A 20308-nucleotide genomic window follows, 5' to 3' on the forward strand; every position below is an offset into this window, starting at 1 on the left:
GTCGGACGCCGTGGCCCCGGCCGGGCCGCAGGTTGCAACTGCCGTCAGGCCCCTCGCCGGGGGTGCAGGCCGCGGGCGACCACGTGACCCCCGCCCTGCCGCCGGGGTGCATGCCGCGGGCGACGCCGGGTTCGCCCCGCTGCCGGAGGCGTTGGCGGCACCCGACGACGCGCCCCCAGCCGGGCGAGGCCGTAGTCGCCGTCGTGCCCCTCACCCACCCCCGGCCGGGCGCAGGCCGCGGTCGCCGACGTGGCCCTCGCCGGAGGTGCAGGCGACGGCTGACGAGGTACCCCTCACCCACCCCGGGGGACGCACAGGGTGGCGTATCCCTCGCCCTCACCGGAGGTGTTCGTTCCGTTGCCGGGGACATGGCCGTGGACTGACGAGTCGGGGTCCATCTCGTGGACTTGGGGGCGCCGGAGGGTCGTGGCGGGCGATCATGGGGGCATGCCAGTTGTCGACATTCCCGGTTCCAAGTCCATCACCGCGCGCGCCCTCTTCCTGGCGGCGGCGGCCGACGGAGTCACCACCCTCGTACGGCCGCTGCGGTCGGACGACACCGAGGGCTTCGCCGAGGGGCTGGTGAGCCTCGGCTACCGGGTCGGCCGGACCCCCGACAGCTGGCAGGTGGACGGCCGCCCGCAGGGCCCCGCGGCCGCCGAGGCGGACGTCTACTGCCGGGACGGCGCCACGACCGCCCGCTTCCTGCCGACGCTGGCCGCGGCCGGCCACGGCACCTACCGCTTCGACGCCTCCGAGCAGATGCGCCGCCGCCCGCTGCTGCCGCTCACCCGCGCCCTGCGCGACCTGGGCGTGGACCTGCGCCACGAGGGGCGCGAGGGCCACCACCCCCTGACCGTCGCGGCGAAGGGCGTGGTCGGCGGCGAGGTCACGCTGGACGCCGGTCAGTCCTCCCAGTACCTGACCGCCCTGCTGCTGCTCGGCCCGCTCACCGAGCAGGGCCTGCGCATCCATGTCACCGACCTGGTCTCGGTGCCGTACGTCGAGATCACCCTCGCGATGATGCGGGCCTTCGGGGTGGAGGTGACCCGCGAGGGTGCCGACTTCGTGGTCCCGCCGGGCGGCTACCGGGCCACCACCTACGCCATCGAACCGGACGCCTCCACCGCCGGCTACTTCTTCGCCGCCGCGGCCCTCACCGGCGGCGAGGTGACCGTGCCGGGCCTGGGCCGGGGCGCGCTCCAGGGCGACCTGGGCTTCGTCGAGGTGCTGCGCCGGATGGGCGCGGACGTGCGGATCGGCGCCGACCGCACCACGGTCCGCGGCACCGGCGAACTGCGCGGCCTCACCGTCAACATGCGGGACATCTCCGACACCATGCCCACCCTCGCCGCCATCGCCCCCTTCGCCTCGGGCCCGGTGCGCATCGAGGACGTCGCCAACACCCGGGTGAAGGAGTGCGACCGCCTGGACGCCTGCGCGGAGAACCTCCGGCGGCTGGGCGTGCGGGTGGAGACGGGACCCGACTGGATCGAGATCCACCCGGGAGCGGTGGAAGGCGCCGGGATCACGTCCTACGGCGACCACCGCATCGTCATGTCCTTCGCGGTCACCGGCCTGCGCGTGCCGGGTATTTCGTTCGACGACCCCGGGTGCGTACGCAAGACTTTCCCCGGTTTCCACGAGGAGTTCGGGGCGCTGCGCGCGCGGCTGTGAGGGGCGACGGGTGAGCTTCAAGCTGGCAGGGCCGGTTCTGGAGGGCACGTTGGTGCGCCTGGAGCCGCTGGAGAGACGGCACGCGCCCGGGCTGGCCGCGGCGGCCGAGGAGAACCGCGACTCGTACGCGTTCACCTGGGTGCCCACGGCCGCCGGGACCGACGCCTACATCGACGCCCAACTCGCCCGCGCCGCCACCGGGATGCTCGCGCCCTACGCCCAGATCTCCCAGGAGACCGGACGCGTGGTCGGCACCACCTCCTACTGGGAGCCGCGCTCCTGGCGCTCCCCGGACCACCTGGACGCCATCGAGGTCGGCTTCACCTGGCTCGCCGCCTCCGCGCAGGGCACCGGCGTGAACACCGAGGCGAAACTCCTGCTGTTCCGGCACGCCTTCGAGGAGTGGGAGGTGTCCCGCGTCGACCTCAAGACCGACGCCCGCAACAGCCGTTCACGCGCCGCGATCGAGCGCACCGGCGCCCGCTTCGAGGGCGTCCTGCGCAACTGGTCCCGCTCCTGGGCCCCGGGCGAGGAAGGCCGGCTGCGCGACTCCGCGATCTACTCGATCACGGCCGACGAATGGCCCCAGCGCCGCGCCCACTTGGAGAAACGCCTGTCCGAGCCGCGCTGAGGGGCTCTTCCGGTACGGCCATGAAGACGCCGGTGGTGAACAGCGGCCCCGCTCACCCCCGTTTGCCGCCCGCCCGTAGTTCCGGAGTGCTCGTGGCGACGTAGGCCACCGCCAGGACGCAGAGGACGCCGCCGGTGATCAGGGCGGTCGCTCCGGAGGACCAGCCGGCGACCAGACCGCCGCGCAGGTTGCCCAGGTGCGGTCCCGCCTGGCCGGCTATCTGCTCGGCCGCCGTCACCCGGCCCAGCAGGGCGTCCGGCGTACGGGTCTGCACGATCGTCGCCCGGGACAGCACCGACACGGAGTCCGCCGCCGGAAGACGGGGGAGGTGCGCAGGGGCCGTACGTCGAGGAGGGTACGGGCGAGGCTCATGAGGACATGGCGGAGCGCGGCTGCGCGGGCGGGGTCATGCCCGGGACGCTAGCCGGAGGCTCCCGCCCCCGGCCAACGCATTACGCGGAGTCGTTGAGCAGCCGGGCCAGGTGGTCGTGCCCGGCGTCGAGCAGACCTTCGAGCGGTGCCGCCCCCTCGTACCAGCGCTTCTCGTACTCCCAGCACAGCCAGCCGTCCCAGCCGTGCCGGGAGAGCACCTCCACGCACTCGGCCAGCGGCAGCACCCCGGCGCCCAGCGGCAGCGGGGTGGGGTCCTCGGCGGACGCGATGTCCTTGACCTGGACGTAGCCGAGATGCGGGGCGAGCGCGGCGTACGACTCCGCGGGCTGCTCGCCGCCCAGCCAGGTGTGCATCACGTCCCACAGCGCGCCCACGTGCCGGTGCCCGACCAGGCCCAGCACGCGGATCGCGTCGGCGCCGGTGCGGTGCGAGTCGTGCGTCTCCAGCAGGATCCGTACGCCGACGTCGGCGGCGTACTCGGCGGCGGTGCCGAGCCTGCGGGCGGCCGTCGCGTCGGCGTCCTCGGCGCTCTGCGACTCCTCGGCGCCGGGGAAGACGCGGACGAAACCGGAGCCCAGGTCGCGGGCGAGGTCGAGCAGGCCGTACAGCTCCTGGATCACCGGTTCGTCGGGGCCGGGGGCGGCCACCCGGACGTACCCGGCGATGCCGACGACCTCGATGCCGGCCGCCTTGCACGCGGCCGCCGCCGCGACGCGCTCCTCGGGCCCGAGCCCGGGATGCACCGGTTCCTCGGGATGCGCGCGCAACTCGACGCCGTGATAGCCGTGCGCGGACGCGAGCCGCAGCACATCGGCGAGCGGAAGACCGGGGACACCGAGAGTGGAGAACGCCAGCTTCATGCTCGCGACTCTACGCGCCACCGAGCCCCCGGTCAGCGCGGGCCCCGGTCAGCACCGACCGGCATCCGCCCTGACCGCTCCCCGGGGCGGCCCGGCTCGGGCCGTCCCTTCCGGGGTACCGGTCAGCGGACAGCGGCGTCCGGTCGCCGGGAGCGCGCTCTGCCGGGGGCCCCGACGCTCGGGCTCGCACCCCAGGGTGTCGGTCAGGACGGGGGCGGGTCGTCGGGGGATGCGGTTTGCCTGGGGAATGCCGCGGCTCGGGCCGTCATTGCCGGGTGCGGGCCCGGGCGGGCGCCGGTCAGTGGACAGTGGCGGCCGGCCACCGGGCGGCGCGGCTACTCCGGGGGACCCCCGGCGCTCGGGCCGTTATTGCTGGGCGTCCGTCAGGTTCAGGTGCCAGTCCTGGCCCGTGAGGTCCTTGCCGAAGGAGCGGTGGGGTTTCTCCGCCGTCAGGACGAAGCCGCGGCGCTGGTAGAGGCGGCGGGCGGCGGTGAGGACGTCGTTGGTCCACAGCACCAGGTCCCGGTAGCCGACCCCGCGCGCGAAGTCGACGACCGCGCCGATCAGCCGGTCCCCGGCACCGAGGCCGCGGGCGTCCGGTTCGACCAGGAGCAGGCGGAGCCGGGCGGTGGCCGGCGCCGGAGACGACGTACTCCTAGAGGGAGTTCATCCGGTCGGCGAAGGGGTTCACCGGCCCGCTCCGGTCACGCAGGAGATGGTCACCGACTCAGTTCCGCGGCACTCCCGTCGACCCCCGGACCATCAGCTCGCCCCTGATCGTGGCGATGCCCCCGGGCGGCTCCTCCTCGCGGCCCATCGCGATCCGCCCGGCCCGCGCCCCCGCCTCCGACAGCGGCAGGCGCACCGTCGTCAGGGAGGGCACCGCGTCGATGCTGAACGGCAGGTCGTCGAAGCCGGCGACGGAGACGTCCTCCGGGATCCGCAGCCCCGACTCCCGCACGGCCGCGCAGGCGCCGAGCGCGACGGAGTCGTTCGCGGCGACCACCGCCGTCAGGGTCGGGTCGCGGCGCAGCAGCTCCAGGGTGGCCTCGTACCCGGAGCGGCGGTCGTAGCGGCCGTGGACCGTCCGGCGGGGGTCGTCCTCGATGCCGTGCGCCTCCAGCGCGGCCCGGTGCCCCTCCAGGCGGTGCCGGGTCGTGGTGCGCTCCTCGGGGCCCGCGATGTAACCGAGGCGGCGGTGGCCGAGGCCGATCAGATGCTCGGTGAGTTCCCGGCCGCCCCCGCGGTTCTCGAAGGTCAGCGCGATCGCCCCGGTGTCCGGCGCCGGCGGCCGCCCGCACAGCACCACCCGGGTGCCCGCCTCCGCCAGCTTGCGCAGCTTGGCCGAGACCGCCGTCACGTGCGGGGCGTTCTCCACGGCCCCGCCGGTCAGCACCACGGCCGCCGCCCGCTGCCGCTGGAGCAGGGTCAGATAGGTCAGTTCGCGCTCCGGTGAGCCCCCGGTGTTGCAGACCACGGCCAGCCGCTCGCCGCCGGCGCGTCCGCCGGGGCCGCCGATCTCCGCCTGGATCGCGCTCGCCATGATCCCGAAGAAGGGGTCGGCGATGTCGTTGACGAGGATGCCGACCAGGTCGGACGTGGCGGCGGCCAGCGCGCTCGCCGGACCGTTCAGCACGTAGTCCAGCTCGTCCACGGCACGCAGCACCCGCTCCCGGGTGGACGCGGCGACGGGGTAGTTCCCGTTCAGCACGCGCGACACCGTCGCGGGGGAGACCTGCGCGCGGGCCGCCACGTCCGCCAGGGTCACCGTCATCTCGTCGTCCTCCGGTCGCGCATCTCTCGTACCGCCTCGTACGTCGTACGTGCTCCTAGACAGGCCCCCGGCGCATACGGTTCCGGGGCCGCCGACCAGACCATACGGCCGGGCACCCGGATGGTTCGCCCCCTCGAACGACTCATCCCCATCACGGTCTTGTACAGACCACTGCTCAGAGGCTAGCTTCAGTCCATATAGAAAGCGCTTGCTGCGCCGCTGGGGCGTCAGCGGACGAAGGGAATGACGTGACACGCAAAACGGTGCGTATCGCCATGAACGGCGTGACCGGGCGTATGGGCTACCGCCAGCACCTCGTCCGCTCCGTCCTCGCCCTGCGCGAACAGGGCGGCCTCGACCTCGGCGACGGCACCGTGCTGTGGCCGGAGCCGGTCCTGGTGGGCCGCCGCGAGCACGCCCTCAGGGCGCTCGCCGACCGCCACGGCCTGGAGCACATCTCCACGGACCTGGACGCGGTCCTCGCCGACCCGGCCGTGGACATCTACTTCGACGCCCAGGTCACCTCCGCCCGCGAGGAGGCGATCAGGAAGGCGATCGCCGCGGGCAAGCACATCTACACCGAGAAGCCCACCGCCACCGGTCTCGAGGGCGCCCTGGAACTGGCCCGGCTGGCCCGCGCGAAGGGCATCAAGCACGGCGTGGTCCAGGACAAGCTCTTCCTCCCGGGCCTGCTCAAGCTCAAGCGCCTCATCGACGGCGGCTTCTTCGGCCGGATCCTGTCCGTGCGCGGCGAGTTCGGCTACTGGGTCTTCGAGGGCGACTGGCAGTCCGCCCAGCGCCCCTCCTGGAACTACCGCGCGGAGGACGGCGGCGGCATCGTCGTCGACATGTTCCCGCACTGGGAGTACGTGCTGCACGAGCTGTTCGGCCGGGTGAAGTCTGTCCAGGCGCTCACCGCCACCCACATCCCGCAGCGCTGGGACGAGAACGGCAAGCCCTACGACGCCACCGCCGACGACGCCGCCTACGGCATCTTCGAGCTCGAGGGCGGTGCCGTCGCCCAGATCAACTCCTCCTGGGCGGTGCGGGTCAACCGCGACGAGCTGGTGGAGTTCCAGGTCGACGGCACGGAGGGCTCGGCGGTCGCGGGGCTGCGCACCTGCCGCGCACAGCACCGCTCGGCCACCCCCAAGCCCGTCTGGAACCCCGACATCCCGGCCACCGAGGTCTTCCGCGACCAGTGGCAGGAGGTGCCGGACAACGCCGAGTTCGACAACGGCTTCAAGGCGCAGTGGGAGCTCTTCCTGCGGCACGTCTACGCCGACGCCCCCTACCACTGGGACCTCCTGGCCGGCGCCCGCGGCGTCCAGCTCGCCGAACTGGGCCTGAGGTCCTCGGCCGAGGGCCGCCGCCTCGACGTACCGGAGATCGCGCTGTGACCATCCGACTCCCGGACGCGACCGGGGCCTTGAGGGCGTACGAGCCCCGGCGGGAGCCCGTCGCCGTCACCCCGGGCGCGGCCTTCACCTCTCGTACGGTGTTCTCCGCGGCCCATGTCGTCGCCGATCCGTTCGCCGACGTCAGCCCCGACTCGCCGGCCGCCGTCGACTGGGACGCCACGCTCGCCTTCCGCCGGCATCTGTGGTCCCACGGGCTCGGCGTCGCCGAGGCCATGGACACCGCGCAGCGCGGGATGGGCCTGGACTGGGCGGGCGCGGCGGAGCTGATCCGGCGCAGCGCGGCCGAGGCCCGCGCGGTCGGCGGACGCATCGCCTGCGGGGTCGGCACCGACCAGCTCGCCGCGGGCACCCTCGAAGAGGTCCGTGCCGCCTACGAGGAACAGCTCGCCGTGGTCGAGGAGTCCGGCGCGCGGACGATCCTCATGGCGTCCCGGGCACTGGCGGCCGCCGCCCGCGGCCCCGAGGACTACCTGGAGGTCTACGGCCATCTCCTGCGCCAGTCCGCCGAACCCGTGATCCTGCACTGGCTCGGCCCCATGTTCGACCCCGCGCTGGAGGGCTACTGGGGCTCCGCGGACCTCGACGCGGCCACCGACACCTTCCTGGAGGTCATCGCCGCCCACCCCGACAAGGTCGACGGCATCAAGGTCTCCCTGCTGGACGCGCAGCGCGAGATCGACCTGCGCCGGCGCCTCCCGCACGGCGTGCGCTGCTACACCGGCGACGACTTCAACTACCCGGAGCTGATCGCCGGGGACGAGAAGGGCTTCAGCCACGCCCTGCTCGGCATCTTCGATCCGCTGGGCCCGCTGGCGGCGGAGGCGGTCCGGGTGCTGGACACGGGGGACGCCAAGGGCTTCCGGGAACTCCTCGACCCGACCGTCGAGCTGTCCCGCCACCTCTTCCAGCCGCCGACCCGCTTCTACAAGACCGGCGTGGTCCTCCTGGCCTGGCTCGCGGGCCACCAGGATCACTTCACGATGGTCGGCGGCCTGCAGTCGGCCCGCTCCCTCCCGCACCTCGCCCGCGCCTACGAACTCGCCGACGCTCTGGGCCTGTTCCCGGACCCGGAACGTGCCGAGGAACGGATGCGGAACCTGCTGTCGACGTACGGGGTGAACCAGTGACGGAGCTGGCGCGTTTCTCCATCAACCAGATGACGGTCAAGCAGCTGTCGATGCCGGAACTGGTCGACGCGTGCGGGCAGTTGGGTGTCGTCAACGTCGGCCTGTGGCGGGAGCCCGTCCAGGCGTACGGCCTGGAGGCGACGGCCAAGGCGGTCCGGGACGCGGGGCTGACGGTCACCACCCTGTGCCGCGGCGGGTTCCTCACGGCGATCGAAGCGCCGGAGCGGGCCAGGGCGCTGGACGACAACCGGCGGGCCGTCGAGGAGGCGGCCACCCTGGGCACGGACACCCTCGTCCTGGTCTCGGGCGGTCTCCCGGCGGGCTCGAAGGACCTGCGCGGCGCGCGGGAGCGGATCGCCGACGCGCTGGCGGTCCTCGGCCCGTACGCCGAGGACCACGGGGTACGGCTGGCCATCGAGCCGCTGCACCCGATGTACGCCGCCGACCGCTGCGTGGTCTCCACCCTCGCCCAGGCCCTGGACCTCGCCGAACGCTTCCCCGCCCACCAGGTCGGCGTCACGGTGGACACGTACCACATCTGGTGGGACGACGACGCGCCCGCGCAGATCGCCCGGGCGGGCGCGGGCGGGCGGATCCACACCTTCCAGCTCGCCGACTGGACCACGCCGCTGCCCGAGGGCGTGCTCAACGGCCGCGGGCAGATCGGCGACGGCTCGATCGACATGCGGGAGTGGAAGGGGTACGTCGAGGCCGCCGGCTACACCGGCGCCATCGAGGTGGAGCTCTTCAACGACGGACTGTGGGCGCGGGACGGCCGGGAGGTGCTGGCGGAGACCGCGGCGCGGTTCGTGGCGCACACGGGATAGCGCCCGCGGACAGCCCCGTCCGCCGGGCTAGGTCGGTCGTGGGGCCGGTGTGTCCAGCTCGGTCAGCAGCCGGGTCCGTGAGCGCCCGAGTACGGCGGCCAGGGCGTCGGCGGCCAACGTGGGCCGGGGCTGCCACAGGGTTCCGGTGCCGCGGGCCGGATGGGCGAGCTGGGGCGGGTCCGGCAGCGCCACCCGGGTGAGCAGGCCGGGACCGGCGAAGGCGGACGGGACGAGCACCAGCCCGGCGCCCGCCGTCGCCCGGGACGGACCGCGCCCGCGCTGCCGCAGCCGCAGGGCGCCGGCCTCCCAACCGGACGTGTCGTGAAGCTCGTTGAGCAGATGGGCGGTGCCGTGCTCGGCGAGCTGCCGGGCGCGGTACAGGACGTCGGCGTCGAGCACGGACCGTATCCGCGCCCAGTAGGGGGCCGGCGCCAGCTGCCAGTACGTCTCCAACTCCTCGGTCAGCCTCGGGAGTTGGGTTTCCGGTTCGTCGTACAGGGCGCGCAGTCGGGGGCCGAGTGAGCAGCCGTGCTCGCGCTCCAGGCGGGACAGGTCCCGGCGTATCCGGTCCACCGGAGCCGACCGTACGGCGGCCAGTCCTCGGCGAGGGCCGGGTCCGGGCCGGGTGGCGCCGGGTTGAGGAAATCGGGGACATAGCCGTCGGGCGGTACCAGCTCGGCGAGCCGTTCCAGACCCGCCGCCACCCGCGGACGTACCTGCTCGACCCAGGGGCGATGCGCCGGATGCGGGCGCCCCGCGCGGAGCAGCCGGAAGCTCGTCGCGACCTCCCACAGCGGCGAGACGGCGAACCGCAGACGCGCCAAGTCCCCGGCCCAGAACTCGAGTTCGGCCTCCATGACCACGACCCCCCACCGGATTCGGCCACGGCTGAAACACTGGCGGCGAGCTCAGCGGCGGAAGCCGTCATCGGCTCACCCCGGCCCCCACCGCACCTCGCGCCGGGGGCGAAATAAATTCTCGGCAAGCCGTACAACCCTTTCCAGAGGACGTGGGTCGTACTGGGTGTCGGAACTTCTTGGAGGGGGATCTGGGGGGATCGCGGGGGGTTCTGACACGGAGGGGGAGAGCGCGAGGGGGCCAGGTCGACGGACCGGGCCCCCTCGAAGCATGTACGGCTCACTCCTCGCGCGCGCCTTCCGCCGGCGCCTCGACCTCCGCCGCCGTCGGAAAGGACGCCTGCGCGCCCTCCTTGGTGACCGCCGCCGCGCCGACCCGGGCCGCATAAGCCGCCGCCCGCACCAGCCCGGCGCCCGTGCCGAGCCGGTAGGCCAGCGCCGCCGTGAAGGCGTCCCCGGCGCCGGTCGTGTCCACGGCCGCCACCCGCACGGACGGCACCCGCGCCACCCCCTCGGCGGACGCCACCAGCGCCCCCCGCGCCCCCAGCGTCACGACCACCGAACGCGGCCCCTTCGCCAGCAGGAGCCGCGCCCAGTCCTCGGGCTCCTCCCCGGCACGGGCGTCCTGGAGGATCACCTTCGCCTCGTGCTCGTTGACGATCAGCGGATCGCAGGCGGCCAGCACCTCCGGCGGCAGCGGCCGCGGCGGCGAGGGGTTCAGCACGAACCGGCTGCCCGCCGCGAGATGCCGTACGACCTCCTCGACCGTCTCCAACGGGATCTCCAACTGCGCGGAGACCACCCGCGAGGCCCGGATCAGGGGCGCGGCGGCCCGTACGTCCCCGGGCGTCAGGCGGGCGTTGGCGCCCGGCGAGACCACGATGCTGTTGTCCCCGGACGGGTCCACGGTGATCAGCGCGACCCCGGTCGGCGCGCCGCCGACCAGCACGCCCGCCGTGTCCACCCCGGCCCGCCGCTGCGAGTCGAGCAGCAGCCTGCCGTGCGCGTCGTCGCCGACCCGGGCCAGCAGGGCCGTACGCGCCCCGAGCCGGGCCGCCGCCACCGCCTGGTTCGCGCCCTTGCCGCCCGGGTGGACGGCGAGATCGGAGCCGAGCACCGTCTCACCGGCACCGGGCCGCCGCTCCACGCCGATCACCAGGTCGGCGTTGGCGGATCCGACGACCAGGAGGTCGTAGTCGTCCATGAAGTGTCTCCCCGTTTCCGTCCGTCGAGCCGCTTTCCGTCCGTTGCGGCTGTCCGCCCCGGCGATTCTGCCGGACTCCGCGGCGCCCGGAAGGGCACCCGGGGCGCGCCGGTGCCACGCTGGAACTGCGGGGTCGTACCCCCAGGGCCCACGGCCCGGAGCGGAGGAACCATGACGGCGACGACACGCGACGAGGTGCCCGTCTTCCTGGAAGGCGGTGGCGTGGAACTGCGCACCGAACCGATCGGCGGCGGCATGTCCGTCGGCTATGTGCGCCTGCCCGAGGGCACGGACATGGGCCCGGCGATGAAGGGCCTGCCCGGCGACGCCTGCCAGTGCCCGCACTGGGGCGTCCTGCTGAAGGGCCGGCTGCGGATGGTCACCCCGGACGGCGAGGAGATCTACGAGGAGGGCCAGGCCTACTACTGGGGCCCCGGGCACGTCCCGGTCGCCCTGGAGGACTGCGAGTTCGTGGAGTTCTCCCCGACCGAGGAGTTCCGCAAGGTCCTCGACCATGTGAAGGCACAGTCCGGCTGAGCTGTCAGTGCCGGACGGTAGCGTCGGATCATGTCCAGTCCGGCGGTGGTAGAAGGCGTGCTCGAACGCATCACGTACGCCAACGAGGAGAACGGCTACACGGTCGCCCGGGTCGACACCGGCCGCGGCGGCGGCGACCTCCTCACGGTCGTCGGCGCGCTGCTCGGCGCCCAGGTCGGCGAGTCCCTGCGGATGGAGGGCCGCTGGGGCAGCCATCCCCAGTACGGCAAGCAGTTCACCGTCGACAACTACACCACCGTGCTGCCGGCCACCGTCCAGGGCATCCGACGCTATCTGGGATCGGGGCTGGTCAAGGGCATCGGGCCGGTCTTCGCCGACCGCATCACCCAGCACTTCGGCCTGGACACCCTGAGGATCATCGAGGAGGAGCCCAAGCGGCTCATCGAGGTCCCCGGGCTCGGCCCCAAGCGGACCAAGAAGATCGCCGACGCCTGGGAGGAACAGAAGGCGATCAAGGAGGTCATGCTCTTCCTCCAGACCGTCGAGGTCTCCACCTCCATCGCGGTGCGCATCTACAAGAAGTACGGCGACGCCTCCATCTCGGTGGTGAAGAACCACCCCTACCGGCTCGCCGCCGACGTCTGGGGCATCGGCTTCCTCACCGCCGACAAGATCGCCCAGTCCGTCGGCATCCCGCACGACAGCCCCGAGCGGGTCAAGGCCGGTCTGCAGTACGCCCTGTCCCAGTCCAGTGACCAGGGGCACTGCTATCTCCCCGAGGAGCGGCTGATCGCCGACGCGGTGAAGCTGCTGCAGGTCGACACCGGTCTGGTCATCGAGTGCCTCGCGGAGCTGGCGGCACCGGACGAGGAATCGGGGGAGCCCGGCGTCGTACGGGAGAAGGTGCCGGCACCGGACGGCGGCGACCCCGTCACCGCCGTCTACCTCGTCCCCTTCCACCGCGCCGAGCTGTCCCTCGCCGGACAGCTGCAGCGCCTGCTGCGCACCGACGCGGACCGCATGCCCGGCTTCCGGGACGTGGCCTGGGACAAGGCGCTGGCCTGGCTGAAGGGCCGGACGGGCGCCGAACTCGCCCCCGAGCAGGAGGCCGCCGTCAAGCTGGCGCTGACCGAGAAGGTCGCCGTGCTGACCGGCGGGCCGGGCTGCGGCAAGTCGTTCACCGTCCGGTCGGTCGTGGAGCTGGCCCGCGCCAAGAAGGCGAAGGTCGTCCTCGCCGCCCCCACGGGGCGGGCCGCCAAACGCCTGGCCGAGCTCACCGGCGCCGAGGCATCCACCGTGCACCGGCTGCTGGAGCTGAAGCCCGGCGGTGACGCCGCCTACGACCGGGACCGCCCGCTCGACGCCGACCTGGTGGTGGTCGACGAGGCGTCCATGCTGGACCTGCTGCTCGCCAACAAGCTGGTCAAGGCGGTCGCGCCGGGCGCCCATCTGCTGTTCGTCGGGGACGTCGACCAGCTGCCCAGCGTCGGGGCGGGGGAGGTCCTGCGGGACCTGCTCGCCGACGGCGGCCCGGTCCCCGCCGTCCGTCTCACCCGGGTCTTCCGCCAGGCCCAGCAGTCCGGGGTGGTCACCAACGCGCACCGGATCAACTCCGGGCAGCACCCCCTCACCGACGGCCTGAAGGACTTCTTCCTCTTCGTCGAGGACGACACCGAGGAGGCCGGACGGCTCACCGTGGACGTGGCGGCCCGTCGGATTCCGGCCAAATTCGGGCTCGACCCGCGCCGGGACATCCAGGTGCTCGCGCCCATGCACCGCGGCCCCGCCGGCGCCGGCACCCTCAACGGCCTGCTCCAGCAGGCCATCACCCCCGGCCGCCCCGACCTGCCGGAGAAGCGGTTCGGCGGCCGGGTCTTCCGGGTCGGCGACAAGGTCACCCAGATTCGCAACAATTACGACAAGGGCGCGAACGGCGTCTTCAACGGCACCGTGGGTGTGGTCACCTCGCTCGACCCGGTCGACCAGCGCCTGACGGTGCGGACGGACGAGGACGAGGAGGTGCCGTACGAGTTCGACGAGCTGGACGAGTTGGCGCACGCGTACGCGGTGACGATCCACCGCTCCCAGGGCAGCGAGTACCCGGCGGTGGTGATCCCGGTCACCACGGGCGCGTGGATGATGCTCCAGCGCAATCTGCTCTACACCGCCGTCACCCGGGCCAAGAAGCTGGTCGTGCTCGTCGGCTCGCGCAAGGCCATCGGTCAGGCGGTGCGCACGGTCTCGGCCGGACGGCGCTGCACGGCGCTGGACTTCAGGCTCGCACCACGCGCACTGGAGGGGTGAGTGCCAGGCTCTCAGCGCGCTCCGGGGAGAGGTGAGTGAAATTTGATCGATCAAACGAGTCGTAAACGTCACACAGCTCTTCCGGATGCCGGTGCGGAGGGGCAGGATGAGCAAGTTGGCGGCACTGAGTGCCGCCAATAAGCCCAATGGTCGACCCCGAGTGCACTTTCATGCGCCAAATGGGGGATGGTAGAGACAGTCAGGGCAACCTCGAAGAAGAGGCACAACGTCGGTGAGGGAAGACGTGAGCGACAACTCTGTAGTACTGCGGTACGGCGACGGCGAGTACACCTACCCGGTGATCGACAGCACCGTCGGCGACAAGGGCTTCGACATCGGCAAGCTCCGCGCCCAGACCGGTCTGGTGACCCTGGACAGCGGCTACGGCAACACGGCCGCTTATAAATCCGCCATCACCTACCTCGACGGCGAGCAGGGCATCCTCCGGTACCGCGGCTACCCGATCGAGCAGCTGGCCGAGCGCTCCACCTTCCTGGAGGTCGCCTACCTGCTGATCAACGGTGAGCTGCCCACCGTCGACGAGCTGAGCACGTTCAAGAACGACATCACGCAGCACACACTGCTGCACGAGGACGTCAAGAACTTCTACCGGGGCTTCCCCCGCGACGCCCACCCGATGGCGATGCTGTCGTCGGTCGTCTCCGCGCTGTCGACCTTCTACCAGGACAGCCACAACCCCTTCGACGAGAAGCAGCGCAACCTCTCCACGATCCGGCTGCTCGCCAAGCTTCCGACGATCGCGGCCTACGCGTACAAGAAGTCGATCGGCCACCCCTTCGTCTACCCGCGCAACGACCTGGGCTACGTCGAGAACTTCCTCCGGATGACCTTCTCGGTCCCCGCGCAGGAGTTCGAGCTCGATCCCGTCGTCGTCGCCGCCCTCGACAAGCTGCTGATTCTGCACGCGGACCACGAGCAGAACTGCTCGACCTCCACGGTCCGTCTGGTGGGCTCCTCGCAGGCGAACATGTTCGCCTCGATCTCGGCCGGCATCAGCGCCCTGTGGGGCCCGCTGCACGGCGGCGCCAACCAGTCCGTGCTGGAGATGCTGGAGGGCATCCAGGCCTCCGGCGGTGACGTCGACTCCTTCATCCGCAAGGTGAAGAACAAGGAGGACGGCGTCCGGCTGATGGGCTTCGGCCACCGGGTCTACAAGAACTTCGACCCGCGCGCCAAGATCATCAAGGCTGCCGCGCACGATGTCCTCTCGGCCCTCGGCAAGTCCGACGAGCTGCTGGACATCGCGCTCAAGCTGGAGGAGCACGCGCTCTCCGACGACTACTTCGTCTCGCGCAGCCTCTACCCGAACGTCGACTTCTACACCGGCCTGATCTACCGGGCCATGGGCTTCCCGACCGAGATGTTCACGGTCCTGTTCGCCCTCGGCCGCCTCCCGGGCTGGATCGCCCAGTGGCACGAGATGATCAAGGAGCCGGGCTCCCGCATCGGCCGCCCGCGCCAGATCTACACCGGCGTCGTCGAGCGGGACTTCGTCCCGGTCGAGGAGCGCTGACACCTGCCGGTGGGGGCGCCGCTGCGGTGGCGCCCGAGCCGGAGTTGGTGCCTCGCGCGGTGAACGCCGTAGGTGTTCCGGCCGTAAGACCAAGAAGAAGGCGCCCTGGCGCCGGTCCCCCCACGGGCCGACGTCCAGGGCGCCTTCCCATGTCCCGGTGCGGATTCCCCCCACGGGATCCGGCCGGGCGTCTGTGAGGACAGCGCCTGAATCGCTGTTGTTCGGTACTGCGTTGAGCAGAACGGCGCGGTCCGCCGTACTACTCGGTGTGCGGTCTGCCGGGACAACGCACCCGGGAGGGCCGCTCAAAGCTCCCCGGTGTGCGTGCCCCGGCAACGCATCTCTGAGGAAGTCCCCCAAGACATCCCCAGACGCCAGTCCACGCCCCCCAAGACGCTTCCTGACATCGCCAACTTAGACCTTCGAACCCCTTCGATGGTTACGTTCGCATCACTGTGATCTGCGTCTCTTGCAAATGTCCGTTAGATACGCAAGAGCCCCGATCCATCGAACGAGCCCAAGCGTAAGGATGCTGCGCGAGCCTTGTGAAGAGCTTATGTGAGGCTCGCGCAGGACTCCAGAGGCGCCCCTATCGGAAAGTCCGCAGCCGCAGGCTGTTCGTCACCACGAAGACCGACGAGAACGCCATCGCCGCACCCGCGATCATCGGGTTCAGCAGCCCCGCCGCGGCCAGCGGCAGCGCGGCCACGTTGTAGCCGAACGCCCACACGAGGTTGCCCTTGATCGTGGTGAGCGTCCGCCGGGACAGCCGGATCGCGTCCGCCGCCACCCGCAGATCCCCGCGCACCAGCGTCAGATCCCCGGCCTCGATCGCCGCGTCCGTCCCCGTGCCCAGCGCCAGCCCCAGATCGGCGGTGGCGAGCGCGGCCGCGTCATTGACGCCGTCGCCGACCATGGCGACCGTCCGCCCCTCGCCCTGCAACCGCCGTACCGCCGCGACCTTCTCCTCGGGCAGCACCTCGGCGATCACCTGCTCGATCCCGACGCTGCGCGCCACCGCCTCCGCGACCGCCCGGTTGTCCCCGGTCAGCAGCACCGGTGTGAGCCCGAGCGCGCGCAGCTCGCGCACGGCCTCGGCACTGGTCTCCTTGACCGTGTCGGCGACCGCGAGGACCGCACGCGCGGCCCCGTCCCAGCCGACGACGACGGCCGTACGCCCGCCCCTCTCGGCCTCGTCCCGGGCCCGGGCCAACTCCCCGGGAAGCGACGCGAACAGCCGCCCCACGGCGACCTCATGGCCCTCCACACGCCCGCGTACGCCCCGCCCGGGCACGTTCTCGAAGTGCTCGGCCACCGGCAGCTGTCCGGCCCGCTCCTCGGCGCCCGCGGCGACCGCCCGGGCGACGGGGTGCTCGGAGGCGTGCTCCAGGGCGCCCGCCAGCCGCAGCACCTGCGTCTCGTCGGTGCCCTCGGCGACGTACACCTCGTGCAGGGTCATCCGTCCCGTCGTCACCGTGCCGGTCTTGTCGAGGACGACCGTGTCCACGCGACGGGTCGACTCCAGCACCTCAGGCCCCTTGATCAGGATGCCGAGCTGGGCCCCGCGCCCGGTGCCGACCATCAGCGCGGTCGGGGTCGCGAGACCCAGCGCGCAGGGGCAGGCGATGATCAGGACGGCGACGGCCGCGGTGAACGCGTCGACGGTGTCACCGGTGGCACCGAGCCACCCCCCGAACGTGGCGACGGCGACGACCAGCACCACCGGCACGAAGACCGCGGAGATCCGGTCCGCGAGCCGCTGCACCTCGGCCTTGCCGCTCTGCGCCGCCTCCACCAGCCGCGCCATCCGCGCGAGCCGGGTGCCGGCGCCGACCTCGGTGGCCTCGACGACGAGCCGCCCGCCCACGTTGACGGTGGCCCCGGTCACGGCGGAGCCGGCCGTCACGTCGACCGGCACCGACTCCCCGGTCAGCATCGAGGCGTCCACCGCCGAGACGCCCTCGACGACGGTGCCGTCGGTGGCGATCTTCTCCCCGGGCCGTACGACGAACCGGTCGCCGACGGCCAGTTCGGCCACCGGGATCCGCCGCTCCCGCCCGTCCCTGAGGACGGCCACGTCCTTGGCGCCGAGGTCCATCAGCGCCCTGAGCGCGGCTCCCGCCCGGCGCTTGGCGCGGGCCTCCAGATAGCGGCCGAGCAGGATGAAGGCGACGACCCCGGAGGCCACTTCGAGGTAGATCGTCGAGGCGCCGTCCATCCCGCCGACGGTGAGCCGGAACTCGTCCCGCATCCCGGGCATTCCGGCGTCCCCGAGGAACAGCGCCCACAGCGACCACCCGAAGGCGGCCAGCGTCCCGAGCGAGACCAGGGTGTCCATGGTGGCGGCGCCGTGCCGGGCGTTGGTCCAGGCGGCGCGGTGGAAGGGCAGCCCGCCCCAGACGACGGCCGGCGCGGCGAGGGTGAGCGCGAGCCACTGCCAGTTGTCGAACTGCAGCGCCGGGACCATCGACAGCAGCACGACGGGCGCGGCGAGCAGCGCGGAGACGGTGAAGCGCTGCCGGGCGGCGGCGAGTTCGGGGTCGTCCTCGGCCGCCTGCTCCGGCGCGGCGGGTTCGGGCGGGGCGGGCTCCTCGGCGGTGTACCCCGTCTTGACCACCGTGGCGATCAGATCGGCCACCTCGACCCCCGCCGGGTACCTGACCCTCGCCTTCTCGGTGGCGTAGTTGACGCTGGCGGTGACCCCGTCCATCCGGTTGAGCTTCTTCTCGACCCGGGCGGCGCAGGAGGCGCAGGTCATGCCGCCGATGAGCAGCTCGACCTCGGAGGCGGGGGCTGTCGGGGCCTGGGTGACGGTGGACATGACCGGACTCCGGACCGCTCAGACAGCGCCGACGAGTTCGAAACCGGCCTCGTCCACGGCCGCGCGCACATCCTCCTCGCGCAGCGCCTCCGCGGAGACGACGGTCACCTCGCCGGTGGAGGCCACGGCCTGCACGGAGCTGACGCCGGGAAGCTCGGAGATCTCGCCGGAGACGGCGCCCTCGCAGTGTCCGCAGCTCATCCCGCTGACCTTGTAGACGGCGCTGACGCTCATGTTGTTCTCCTCGTCGAGGCAGGTGGGGCCGACGGGTACCGCGAGGGGTCCCCGTATCACCACCGTATACCCCGGCGGGGTATTACTCCAAGACGGGTCGGGCCGGGCGGGCGCAGGCGCCCACGCGGGACCGGACCCCAGGAGAATCTCTCGGCTTGGGAGGATTTGTCCATTCCTTATGGTAGGTACCCCCTATGTCGCAGGCCGGGACGCTCATCCTCATCATGTCCATCGCGGTGCTGGCGCCGCTGCTCGCCCACGGGGTCGGCCGCCGGCTGCCCGTCCCGCTCGTCATCTTCGAGATCGCACTGGGCATCCTGGTGGGCCCGGACGTGCTCGGCTGGGCGGGGGAGGGCGAGGTCATCGATGTCCTCGCCGACCTGGGCCTGGCGATGCTGATCTTCCTCGCGGGCTACGAGATCGAGTTCGACAAGGTCCGCGGCACCACCCTGCGCCGGTCGGTGCGCGCCTGGCTGATCTCCCTGGCGGTGGGGCTGGGCCTGGCCACCCTGCTGTCCGGCTTCGACCGGGGCGTCTACCTCGGTACGGCGCTCACCAGCACCGCCCTCGGCACCGTCCTGCCCATGCTGCGCGACGCGGGTGACCTGCGCTCCCGGTTCGGCTCGGTGATGCTGACGTTCGGCGCGGTCGGGGAGTTCGGGCCGATCATCGCCATCGCCCTGCTGCTGAGCGGCCGTTCGCCCGGCCGCGCGACGGCGGTGCTGGCCGCGTTCGCGCTGCTGACGGCGGTGGCCGTGTGGTGGGCGACGCGGCCCCGGCCGCCGTGGTTCTCCCGGGTCGTCGAGGTGACGCTGCACACCAGCGGCCAGTTCGCCGTACGCCTGGTGGTCCTGCTCCTCGCGGTCATGCTCGGCGTCTCCCAGGCGCTGGGCCTGGACGCCCTGCTCGGCGCCTTCGCCGCCGGGGTGATCGCGCGGCTGGTGCTGCACGGCTCGGCACCCGAGAGCGCGGAACCGGTCATGGAGAAGGTCGAGGCGATGGGCTTCGGCTTCCTGGTGCCGGTGTTCTACGTGGTCACCGGCATCGAGTTCGACCTGGACTCCCTGCTGTCCGGCGGCCGCGCCCTGCTGCTCCTGCCGCTGTTCCTGCTGCTCCTCCTCGCCGTCCGGGGGCTGCCGGTGTACGCCCTCGCCCCGCGTGACCTCGGCCGCCGCGACCGGGGCGCCCTGACCCTGTTCGCCGCCACCGCCCTGCCGCTGGTCGTGGCCATCACCACGATCGGCGTGGACGCCGGCACCCTGCGCACCGACGAGGCGGCGGCGCTGGTCGGCGCGGCCATGGTGTCGGTACTGGTGTTCCCGCCGGCCGGACTGCGGCTGCGGGGCGAGCGTGCGGCGCCGCGGGACGCGGGCGGGGAGCCAGAGTCCTGGTGATCGAAACGGCAGGGCCTGGCTAGTCTTCGCCGGGGAGGAAGGAGCCCCATGCGAGCCGTGGTCTTCGAGCAGTACGGCGAACCCGCCGAGGTACGCGACCTGCCCGACCCCCGCCCCGCCGGCCACGGAGTCGTGGTCCGGGTCGAGGCCACCGGCCTGTGCCGCAGCGACTGGCACGGCTGGCAGGGCCACGACCCCGACATCACGCTGCCGCACGTCCCCGGCCATGAACTCGCCGGTGTGGTCGAGGCGGTGGGCCCCGGGGTGAGCGGTTGGCGCCCCGGTGACCGGGTCACCGTCCCCTTCGTCTGCGCCTGCGGAAGCTGCCCGGCCTGCGAGGCGGGCGACCAGCAGGTGTGCGAGCGGCAGACCCAGCCCGGCTTCACCCACTGGGGCTCCTTCGCCCAGTACGTCGCGCTGGACCACGCCGAGGTGAACCTGGTCGCGATACCGGACGGCCTGTCGTACGCCACCGCGGCCTCGCTCGGCTGCCGGTTCGCCACCGCGTTCCGGGCCGTGGTGCAGCAGGGCCGGGTCGCCGCGGGGGAGTGGGTGGCGGTGCACGGCTGCGGCGGAGTGGGCCTGTCCGCGGTGATGATCGCGGCCGCGTCGGGCGCGCGGGTCGTCGCCGTGGACGTCTCGCCCCAGGCGCTGGCACTGACACGAAAGATGCAAGCGACTGCGAGGTCAGGACGTTGTGATGGGTTCGAAGCGGACGGTCATTCCGAGGCTGTTCGCTTCCTTGATCATGC

The 20308-nt window shown here is 72.4% G+C and carries 17 protein-coding genes and 2 pseudogenes; 10 read left to right on the forward strand and 9 right to left on the reverse strand.

Going from position 1 to position 20308, the window contains the following annotated elements; translation table 11 throughout:
* The first annotated feature begins 447 nt into the window (after nt 1-447).
* Entirely contained in the window at nt 448-1677 is a 1230-nt protein-coding gene (aroA, locus tag ACWD1Z_RS16725) for a 3-phosphoshikimate 1-carboxyvinyltransferase (protein WP_451119299.1), read from the forward strand.
* 10 nt (nt 1678-1687) lie between these two features.
* The gene (locus ACWD1Z_RS16730) at nt 1688-2308 is read left to right on the forward strand and encodes a GNAT family N-acetyltransferase (RefSeq protein ID WP_451119301.1); all 621 of its coding nucleotides are present in this window, start codon (nt 1688-1690) and stop codon (nt 2306-2308) included.
* Between the two features lie 52 nt (nt 2309-2360).
* On the opposite strand, the pseudogene ACWD1Z_RS16735 reads toward ACWD1Z_RS16730, so the two are convergent.
* The 4 genes and pseudogenes from ACWD1Z_RS16735 to ACWD1Z_RS16750 all read right to left on the reverse strand — a co-directional run.
* Nucleotides 2361-2621, reverse strand: a pseudogene (locus tag ACWD1Z_RS16735) (MFS transporter); the annotation flags it as partial.
* 139 nt (nt 2622-2760) lie between these two features.
* Nucleotides 2761-3561 carry a sugar phosphate isomerase/epimerase family protein gene (locus ACWD1Z_RS16740; protein WP_451119303.1) on the reverse strand — a complete coding sequence of 267 codons (801 nt, stop codon included), beginning with the start codon at nt 3559-3561 and terminating at the stop codon, nt 2761-2763.
* Between the two features lie 366 nt (nt 3562-3927).
* Nucleotides 3928-4200 (reverse strand): annotated as a pseudogene (locus ACWD1Z_RS16745) (GNAT family N-acetyltransferase); the annotation flags it as partial.
* 88 nt (nt 4201-4288) lie between these two features.
* Nucleotides 4289-5335 carry a LacI family DNA-binding transcriptional regulator gene (locus ACWD1Z_RS16750; RefSeq protein ID WP_451119305.1) on the reverse strand — a complete coding sequence of 349 codons (1047 nt, stop codon included), beginning with the start codon at nt 5333-5335 and terminating at the stop codon, nt 4289-4291.
* A 248-nt stretch (nt 5336-5583) separates the two neighbouring features.
* On the opposite strand from ACWD1Z_RS16750, the gene ACWD1Z_RS16755 reads away from it, so the two are divergent.
* The 3 genes from ACWD1Z_RS16755 to ACWD1Z_RS16765 are packed head-to-tail and all read left to right on the forward strand — an operon-like array spanning nt 5584 to nt 8710.
* Nucleotides 5584-6735, forward strand: a complete 1152-nt coding sequence (locus ACWD1Z_RS16755; protein ID WP_451119307.1) for a Gfo/Idh/MocA family protein — start codon at nt 5584-5586, stop codon at nt 6733-6735.
* Nucleotides 6732-7883 carry a dihydrodipicolinate synthase family protein gene (locus tag ACWD1Z_RS16760; RefSeq protein WP_451119309.1) on the forward strand — a complete coding sequence of 384 codons (1152 nt, stop codon included), beginning with the start codon at nt 6732-6734 and terminating at the stop codon, nt 7881-7883. Before ACWD1Z_RS16755 ends, ACWD1Z_RS16760 begins: the two co-directional genes overlap by 4 nt.
* Nucleotides 7880-8710 carry a sugar phosphate isomerase/epimerase family protein gene (locus ACWD1Z_RS16765; protein ID WP_451119311.1) on the forward strand — a complete coding sequence of 277 codons (831 nt, stop codon included), beginning with the start codon at nt 7880-7882 and terminating at the stop codon, nt 8708-8710. Before ACWD1Z_RS16760 ends, ACWD1Z_RS16765 begins: the two co-directional genes overlap by 4 nt.
* 27 nt (nt 8711-8737) lie before the next feature.
* Here ACWD1Z_RS16765 and ACWD1Z_RS16770 read toward each other — a convergent pair whose 3' ends face one another.
* The 3 genes from ACWD1Z_RS16770 to ACWD1Z_RS16780 form a co-directional block, all read right to left on the reverse strand.
* On the reverse strand, nt 8738-9283 hold the full coding sequence (locus tag ACWD1Z_RS16770; protein WP_451119313.1) for a hypothetical protein: 546 nt from the start codon (nt 9281-9283) through the stop codon (nt 8738-8740).
* A complete protein-coding gene (locus tag ACWD1Z_RS16775; protein WP_451119314.1) occupies nt 9172-9567 on the reverse strand; it encodes a hypothetical protein in 396 nt (131 codons plus the stop codon). The genes ACWD1Z_RS16770 and ACWD1Z_RS16775 overlap by 112 nt, the downstream gene beginning before the upstream one ends.
* 280 nt (nt 9568-9847) lie before the next feature.
* Nucleotides 9848-10771, reverse strand: coding sequence for a ribokinase (locus ACWD1Z_RS16780; protein WP_451119316.1), 924 nt, complete (start codon nt 10769-10771; stop codon nt 9848-9850).
* Nucleotides 10772-10942: 171 nt separating this feature from the next.
* Here ACWD1Z_RS16780 and ACWD1Z_RS16785 point away from each other — a divergent pair, with 171 nt between their 5' ends.
* The 3 genes from ACWD1Z_RS16785 (at nt 10943) to ACWD1Z_RS16795 (ending at nt 15107) form a co-directional block, all read left to right on the forward strand.
* Nucleotides 10943-11308, forward strand: a complete 366-nt coding sequence (locus ACWD1Z_RS16785; RefSeq protein ID WP_451119318.1) for a hypothetical protein — start codon at nt 10943-10945, stop codon at nt 11306-11308.
* A 30-nt stretch (nt 11309-11338) separates the two neighbouring features.
* Nucleotides 11339-13573 carry an SF1B family DNA helicase RecD2 gene (gene recD2 / locus ACWD1Z_RS16790; RefSeq protein ID WP_451119320.1) on the forward strand — a complete coding sequence of 745 codons (2235 nt, stop codon included), beginning with the start codon at nt 11339-11341 and terminating at the stop codon, nt 13571-13573.
* Nucleotides 13574-13817: 244 nt separating this feature from the next.
* Entirely contained in the window at nt 13818-15107 is a 1290-nt protein-coding gene (locus tag ACWD1Z_RS16795) for a citrate synthase (RefSeq protein WP_250078220.1), read from the forward strand.
* Nucleotides 15108-15696: 589 nt separating this feature from the next.
* On the opposite strand, the gene ACWD1Z_RS16800 is transcribed toward ACWD1Z_RS16795, so the two are convergent.
* Together ACWD1Z_RS16800 and ACWD1Z_RS16805 are read right to left on the reverse strand one after the other, a co-directional pair.
* Nucleotides 15697-17928: a heavy metal translocating P-type ATPase gene (locus tag ACWD1Z_RS16800; RefSeq protein WP_451119323.1), complete on the reverse strand. Its 2232-nt coding sequence runs from the start codon at nt 17926-17928 to the stop codon at nt 15697-15699.
* Between the two features lie 18 nt (nt 17929-17946).
* Entirely contained in the window at nt 17947-18162 is a 216-nt protein-coding gene (locus tag ACWD1Z_RS16805) for a heavy-metal-associated domain-containing protein (protein WP_451119325.1), read from the reverse strand.
* Nucleotides 18163-18356: 194 nt separating this feature from the next.
* Between ACWD1Z_RS16805 and ACWD1Z_RS16810 the strand changes: the two genes are divergently transcribed.
* A complete protein-coding gene (locus ACWD1Z_RS16810; RefSeq protein ID WP_451119326.1) occupies nt 18357-19556 on the forward strand; it encodes a cation:proton antiporter in 1200 nt (399 codons plus the stop codon).
* A gap of 48 nt (nt 19557-19604) precedes the next feature.
* Nucleotides 19605-20308: alcohol dehydrogenase catalytic domain-containing protein (locus ACWD1Z_RS16815; RefSeq protein ID WP_451119328.1), on the forward strand; the 704-nt coding region annotated here is incomplete at its 3' end.

Source organism: Streptomyces sp. NPDC002784 (assembly GCF_053592135.1).